Below are 6,573 nucleotides of genomic sequence, written 5' to 3'. Positions count from 1 at the left end.
TGTCGTTCTTATCTATTATACAGATGCAGTCTCATTGGGGAGAATCAAAGCGAATATGCTCACGTTGTAACCCCCCACCTGTACCAATATAGTCTTGTTCCATACGTAACTAGGAAGAGTATAGTTGTGAATTAACGGGGATGGAATGGGCGGGGTTATCACGTTAGATATGTTATCCCAGATTCCGTGGTTATCGTAGAACAATGCATCCAAGGTATAATTTTGATTGCCTCCCCTTAGAACTATGAGGGTTGACTTTGAGGGAGTAGAGTTAAAGAAAAGCAGTATTGAACCTCCATTTACCTGCCTAGTGAGTACAGTTGTGAAGTCTGGTTGTCTGGCAGAGGGTTCAGAGAACGTGAGCACCAAGAACGCGATAGGGATGAGGATAACGACAACGAGGATAATCACGACAAGAAAGGCTATGAAGTCTGATTGGGCCTTCAATTTAGACACCTTACAGTTTATTGTAGCCCTCCGTCCAGGTGTACACTACAGTGATGTTTAGGGGAGAGTTAATGTCGATATAATCACTGGAAATAGGTGTTCCGTTTACATAATATTCATAGGGACCCCACGTGAGACCAGCTTTGAAAGTCGCATTTTGATTATTTGTAAAGTAAACATAAAAGTTTGGAGACGTCTGACCGAAATAGGTGCCTATTGCTGAATAATTATAGTTCCCACTTTTTATATAATATGGTGTTGAATTCGAGTAATTATAGAGATTATTCCCTACAGCAGTTATGGGATTTCTCGTTAGGTGTAGCCTTGAAGTCAAGGCAAAATCTAATAACTGCTGTTCCCTAGCTGAAAATATAAGCCGTATTCTTGGGGATTATTCGGGTTAAAATAGTAATAATAGTTATAAGGATCAGGCTCTATGGACGATTCAGGGCTCCATTGCGATTTCTATTTGTTTCTATAGAATGAAAGTGACTTAATTGATCCTACATCAGTAACACTAAAAAGGGGATGAGCGCTAGGTCATATCATGAGACACTCATTCAATCACGTGGTGACCTCGCTCGTCCCCGAGTTACTTGGGAAGGACGCGCTATCAAATGAAACGGCTGAGATCGAGAGGAGGGCCCTGGAGGAGAGGAGGACCTCCCCCAGGTCGGTAGACCCAAAATCATATTATGAAAAATAACTCCAGCAGGATAATATCGATTCACGATAGATAACAGGATTTATAAGGGTATTAAGAATTCAGTTGAAGAAAGGTTTAAGGTGAGGGAGATGTGGTATTACCACGTGTGAGAGCGAGATGATAATACACCATCTCCCTCACCAAAACAACGTTCAACAAATAGGTTATAAATTACTTTCCATGCTGAACTTCAAGGGAAAGAGAGGGGAAGAGGTGGCGAGAACCCTCATCTCAGCGTGTTTATGGAACGATTCAGTAGAGAACAAGTCGAGGGCGTATGGCGTGTCCCCACAGACCGTGAGGAATTACGTGGAGGAGCAAGGGGTGGAAGTTATTGAGAAACTCTTGGAACAAGTGAGGAAAATGTCCTTGGAGGTACTGAAGGGAGTCAAGGAGATAGACCTCTCAATAGACTGGACGACCAAGACCTGGTACGGGAGACCGGTGGAGGGGCTCGGGAGTTCGGAGGAGGGAAACTCTTGGAACTACGCAACTGCGACGACTAAGTTTGACGGGAAAGTGCTCCTACTGGCCTTCATCACTCAAGTGAAGGGGATGACCAAGGATGAGGTCGTGAAGGCCCTCGTGGAGCAAGTCGTCGCCATGGGGTTCAAGGTGAGGTTGATGACTCTCGACGCTGGTTTCTACACGGTTGACGTGCTCAACTTCGTTTCGCAGTTCAAGTACATAATTGCCGTCCCTGTTGGGGACGTGAAGGTCTACCAGGAGTTCGACGGCTACTACAAGACGAACAGTAAGAGGCACAGGAAGGACGAGCAGGTCAAGTTCATGCTCCTCGTCTACAGCAAGGAGAAGGTGAAGAGAAAGAAGACTACTCTCGTTTACTTCGCTAGGGCGACTAATCTAAACCTACCGAAGGGGGAGGTGTTGAAGTTGTACAACAAGGTGAGGGGTCACATAGAGACCTCTTACCGGAACATCAAGGCCTTTCTCCCATTCACCAGTTCCACCAAGTTCGTCTTCCGCACGTTGATCTTCGTGCTGGCCGTGGCCTTCTACTCCCTGTACACCGTGTTCAAGGGGGAGGTGAGGAGGGAGGAGTTCAGGTTACTCCTAATACTCTTGTTTTCTGATGATTTATTCTATCTAAGAGATTTTCTACTTAAATCAATAGAACCGCTTATTAATAATATAGATTTATTTTCAAGGAGGTGATTTTGGGTCTACCGTGGAGGAGGGAGAGGCTCCAGGGCTACCTCACGATCTTCACCATCATGACCAACGTCGTCAGGGAGCTGGTGGGGGAGCCGAACCTGAGGAGCGTGGAGGCGTTCCTCAGGTTCGTTGAACGTCATTTAGGCGGACCGCCGGGGCTGATGAAAATCTTTAAGATACGTTAAAGTCCCATAACTGCTGTAAACAAAATTCGATTGAAACAGTAATTATGGTTAACCGAAGATATGAGATGGATTACATTTTTCAATTTATCGATAGAATCAAAGATCATTGTTAAATAAAATAACCAAGAGCTGGAGAAAGGAGTCTGGTACTCGCACAGAATATTACCCGTTCATAAAGTGTCCAACGGATGAGTTTATTTCTTTTAGGTAATTCAACCATACAAATTGAATTTAAGTGAGCCGATCTCCGACTTAAATTATATAATATAAACCTATTAACCGCGATAACCTTAAAAGGGTTTATCGAGATTTTTTATCGATAGCTATGTATAAAGGTAAAAGTAATAGACATTCTAAAGCACTATCTAAGACTATTGGAATTATAATCGCAGTTGTCATAATCATTGCGGCGATCGCCGGGATCTATCTCCTCACCTCCTCGCACAAGGCCGTCACGGCTCAGGCAATCTCCCTAGCTCCCACAACACCCATAATACAGCAGGGTCTTCCCATAACGTTCACGGTCTACGACGTAGTTCCCAACTCTCAGGTTGTGCTCTACCTGGGGAACGGACAGACCCTCAACGAGACCGCTGCGACGAGTGCCGTCTCGTTCACCTACACCTACAATCAACCTGGACAGTACCTGGTTTACGCGGTAGAATACCTTAACGGGAAGCCCGTTCAGAACACCTCAACCTCCCTGTTGACCATCCAGGTCAATGCAGTCCTAAACGAAACCGAGAGCCAGCTACTTTCAATCCCCGTGATAGCCTTCGATACAGCCAAGAACCCCAACGCTCCCATATTCACTGCAGGTAGTCCAGTGTACTTCTACGGAGGTTTCCTCCAGCCTCCCTCAGGACAGAACATGACCATAGAGAAGTATATGTGGAACTTCGGTAACGGTCAGACCATGACGGTTCCGGCCAACTCCTCCACCCTGTCCCCAGAGGTGAACCCGGTCAACACCACCTATTCCTCCCCAGGCATTTACGTGGTGAGCTTAACCCTTGTGACGGAGAACGTGTCCTCCAACTCCACCTATCAGATAACCACCTATCAGACGGTAGCCGTTACCGGTCCAGGGATGCCCTTCGCCCTCAAGTTGTTCAACGGAACCGTCCCCAACCCTGGAGTGATAACCGTGGCCGAGAACGTGCCTGGAGGGCCTTTCTCGTTCGATCCCCAAGTAGACTACGAGAGCGTGGGATTCGAGGTGGTCTCTAACATATTCATGACCCTGCTCGTGTACAACGGATCCAGTACGACTTCCTTCATCCCGTTCGCCGCGACCGAGATACCCACTGTACAGAACGGAGGTATCCAGGACAACTACACAGTGTACGTCTTCCACATCAGGAGTGGGCTCCATTTCTCTAACGGGGACAACCTGACTGCGTACGACGTTTGGTACTCCGTGGTTAGGGCGTTACTCTTCGTGGGAGGTTCTCCAGGCACGCCCGACTGGATCCTAGCCCAGTACCTGATCCCCGGTGCCACCATAGGTGTGCCCATAGTTAACTCGACCAACATGAACCAGACCTTCCATGAGATAATGAACGCCGTGACCTACAACAACCAAACCAACACGGTCACCTTCCACCTGGTCAAACCCACTCCTCCGCAGTTGTTCTTCACCGCAGTAGCAGATCCCCTAGGGGCTGGAATTGTTGACGCCAAGTGGCTGGAACAGGTAGGTGCAGGGATAACTTTCACCCCACAGGGCTTCCTACAGTACGAGCAGTACGCCAACGAAGGTAGCTACAACACCCAGGTACAGAACGACCCTGTGGCCTCAGGTCCTTACATGATAAAGACCTACGTACCCGGACAGTACGTGGTCCTGGTGCCCAATCCCTACTTCACCGGAGTCCCAGGAATACCTGCACCGAACGACACCGTGGTCATAAACTGGGTGAAGGATCCCCAGACCGCCTACGAACTGTTCGCCTCCGGAAAGGCCGACATAGTGACACTCCTCCCGACGAACTACTTCCCGTCCCTGAAGCAGTTGGAGGCCCAAGGCCAGGCAGAGATATACCAGTTCCCCACACTATCTGAGTTCTTCTTCGTGTTTAACATAAACGTGAGCCAGTCGGGACTCAAGACCCTGGGCTCCCAATACCACATACCCTCAGACTACTTCGCGAACCTCTACGTCAGGGAGGCCTTCGCTTACGCCTTCAACTACACCAACTACATAAACAACATAGTAGGGAATGAGAAGTACGGGTTCGACTTCGCCTCCCCCTACGCTGGAGTGATCATCCCTGGGCTACCCTACTACGTTCCTCCCAGTGAACTACAGAACGTGCCGACCTTCAACCTGACCTACGCCAAGGAGCTCATGATCAAGTCCGGCATGTACAACGTCTCCATAAACATCCCCATCATAGTGCCCTCTGGAGACACTGTGGACTACGCTGCAGCACAGATGTGGGCTCAGGCACTCAACGAGATGGATCCCAACATACAGGCCCAACCTATGTACCTCCCGTTCTCCACCATCATCGGATTGGAGGTTCCAGGTCAGAATCCCATGCCCATATACTACCTGGGTTGGATAGCCGACTACCCCTACCCGTCAGACTTCGTCAACGCCATGTATGAGCAGGGAGGGACGTATCCTGCCCCAGACGGGTGGTCAGTTCAGTATCTACAGTCACTGGGCCACACCAACCAAGCCCAGATGTACCAGGAGCTCAACACGTTGATCCAGGAGGCCGATACTACCACGAACTCCACCTTAGCTGCAATGTACTACAAGCAGGCTGAGCAGATAGCCATAGACCTCTACATGTACGTATATGCACAGCAGCCCAACGCCTTCTGGGTCGTGAAGCCCTACATGACAGGATATCACGGCCAGATATCCTATGAGGAGAACCCCATGATAGGAGGGGCTGGGGACAGCCTCTACTATTGGTGGGTCAAAGGTTAAGTTTTTTATGTTCTTTATATAAAATATTCTAAATTTAGAGTGGGGTGATTAGCATTAAGTTATGGGTCTACGTCCTTAGAAGGATATTGATACTCATTCCTACTCTCATAGGTTTGACCCTCCTAGTGTTCGTCCTCGTTCATATCCAAGGGAATAACCTCATTCTCGCCGAGTACATAAATCCGAGACTCACCGGTCAGGCCAGGGAATTGGAGATTCAGAGGTTGACACAGGAGTTCCACCTGGATCAACCCGTGTACGTCCAGTACTTCTACTGGTTGGGCCAGGTATTGACCGGAAACCTAGGGTACACTAACACCCCCATCTACAGTGGGCCTGTGACGACTGCCATAACGCTGTTCCTTCCCAACACTGTCGTCCTGTCCCTGTTTGCAGCCCTGCTGATCTGGCTCATAGGGATCCCGTTGGGGGTGTTCTCTGCCGTAAACAGGGACTCTCCGGCGGACCAGGGAATAAGGGTTTTCTCCTTCACTCTCTACTCCATGCCCATCTACCTGATAGCCATAGCCTTAATCCTGCTCCTCGGGGTGTACCTCAACGTGCTCCCCTTCAGTGGGGAGGTCAGCCCACAGATGGTAGCTGGGTTGAGCTGGTTCAGGGACGGAATCTCTTACCCTACCCACGTACTCCTCATTGACGCCATACTGCACGGGGACTACGCTGTAGCCTGGAACGCCTTCCTCCACCTCATAATGCCTTCCCTGACCCTCGCCCTGGCTGTGATGGCCGGGATAATAAGGATATTGAGGGCGAGCATGCTCGAGGTGTTGGAGCAGGACTACATAAGGCTGGCCAGGGCTAAGGGTGTACCGGAGAGGGTGGTAAATAACCTCCACGCTAGAAGAAACGCCATGCTTCCAGTGGTCACTTCGTTCGGTTACACGGTAGCTGGTCTGTTGGGAGGAGTCGTAGTGGTGGAGTCAGTCTTTGACTTTCCAGGGATAGGCTACTGGACGACCCAGGCGTTACTGAACAACGACATAGGTGGGATCATGGCCTCCACCCTCCTGTTCGGAATAGTCCTTGTCCTGACGACTTTGATCCTAGACCTGGTATACGCGGTCGTGGATCCCAGGATAAGGTATTGAGGTGAA

Annotated in this window: 5 protein-coding genes and 1 pseudogene; 5 read left to right on the top strand and 1 reads right to left on the bottom strand. The window is 49.3% G+C overall.

What is annotated here, in order from left to right:
• Positions 1 to 15: 15 nt before the first annotated feature.
• Positions 16 to 456, bottom strand: coding sequence for a hypothetical protein (locus METMK1DRAFT_RS10580; RefSeq protein ID WP_245544623.1), 441 nt, complete (start codon positions 454 to 456; stop codon positions 16 to 18).
• A gap of 538 nt (positions 457 to 994) precedes the next feature.
• Here METMK1DRAFT_RS10580 and METMK1DRAFT_RS17785 point away from each other — a divergent pair.
• The 5 genes and pseudogenes from METMK1DRAFT_RS17785 (at position 995) to METMK1DRAFT_RS10560 (ending at position 6,567) form a co-directional block, all read left to right on the top strand.
• Positions 995 to 1,153: a hypothetical protein gene (locus METMK1DRAFT_RS17785; RefSeq protein ID WP_009073853.1), complete on the top strand. Its 159-nt coding sequence runs from the start codon at positions 995 to 997 to the stop codon at positions 1,151 to 1,153.
• A 117-nt stretch (positions 1,154 to 1,270) separates the two neighbouring features.
• Positions 1,271 to 2,329, top strand: coding sequence for an ISH3 family transposase (locus tag METMK1DRAFT_RS10575; RefSeq protein ID WP_009073851.1), 1,059 nt, complete (start codon positions 1,271 to 1,273; stop codon positions 2,327 to 2,329).
• 17 nt (positions 2,330 to 2,346) lie between these two features.
• A pseudogene (locus tag METMK1DRAFT_RS10570) lies at positions 2,347 to 2,514 on the top strand (IS701 family transposase); the annotation flags it as partial.
• Between the two features lie 325 nt (positions 2,515 to 2,839).
• The gene (locus METMK1DRAFT_RS10565; RefSeq protein ID WP_009073846.1) at positions 2,840 to 5,458 is read left to right on the top strand and encodes an ABC transporter substrate-binding protein; all 2,619 of its coding nucleotides are present in this window, start codon (positions 2,840 to 2,842) and stop codon (positions 5,456 to 5,458) included.
• Between the two features lie 44 nt (positions 5,459 to 5,502).
• The gene (locus METMK1DRAFT_RS10560; protein WP_009073844.1) at positions 5,503 to 6,567 is read left to right on the top strand and encodes an ABC transporter permease; all 1,065 of its coding nucleotides are present in this window, start codon (positions 5,503 to 5,505) and stop codon (positions 6,565 to 6,567) included.
• Positions 6,568 to 6,573 lie beyond the last annotated feature (6 nt).

The organism is Metallosphaera yellowstonensis MK1, from assembly GCF_000243315.1.
Lineage (GTDB): Archaea > Thermoproteota > Thermoprotei_A > Sulfolobales > Sulfolobaceae > Metallosphaera > Metallosphaera yellowstonensis.
Note: the sequence above shows the minus strand (reverse complement) of the source record. Positions and strands in the feature narration are given on the sequence as shown.

Excerpts from the sequence above, each read along its gene's own strand:
- METMK1DRAFT_RS17785 (WP_009073853.1), top strand. The coding sequence starts at position 995 with ATGAGACACTCATTCAATCACGTGGTGACCTCGCTCGTCCCCGAGTTA.
- METMK1DRAFT_RS10575 (WP_009073851.1), top strand. The coding sequence starts at position 1,271 with ATGATAATACACCATCTCCCTCACCAAAACAACGTTCAACAAATAGGT.
- METMK1DRAFT_RS10565 (WP_009073846.1), top strand. The coding sequence starts at position 2,840 with ATGTATAAAGGTAAAAGTAATAGACATTCTAAAGCACTATCTAAGACT.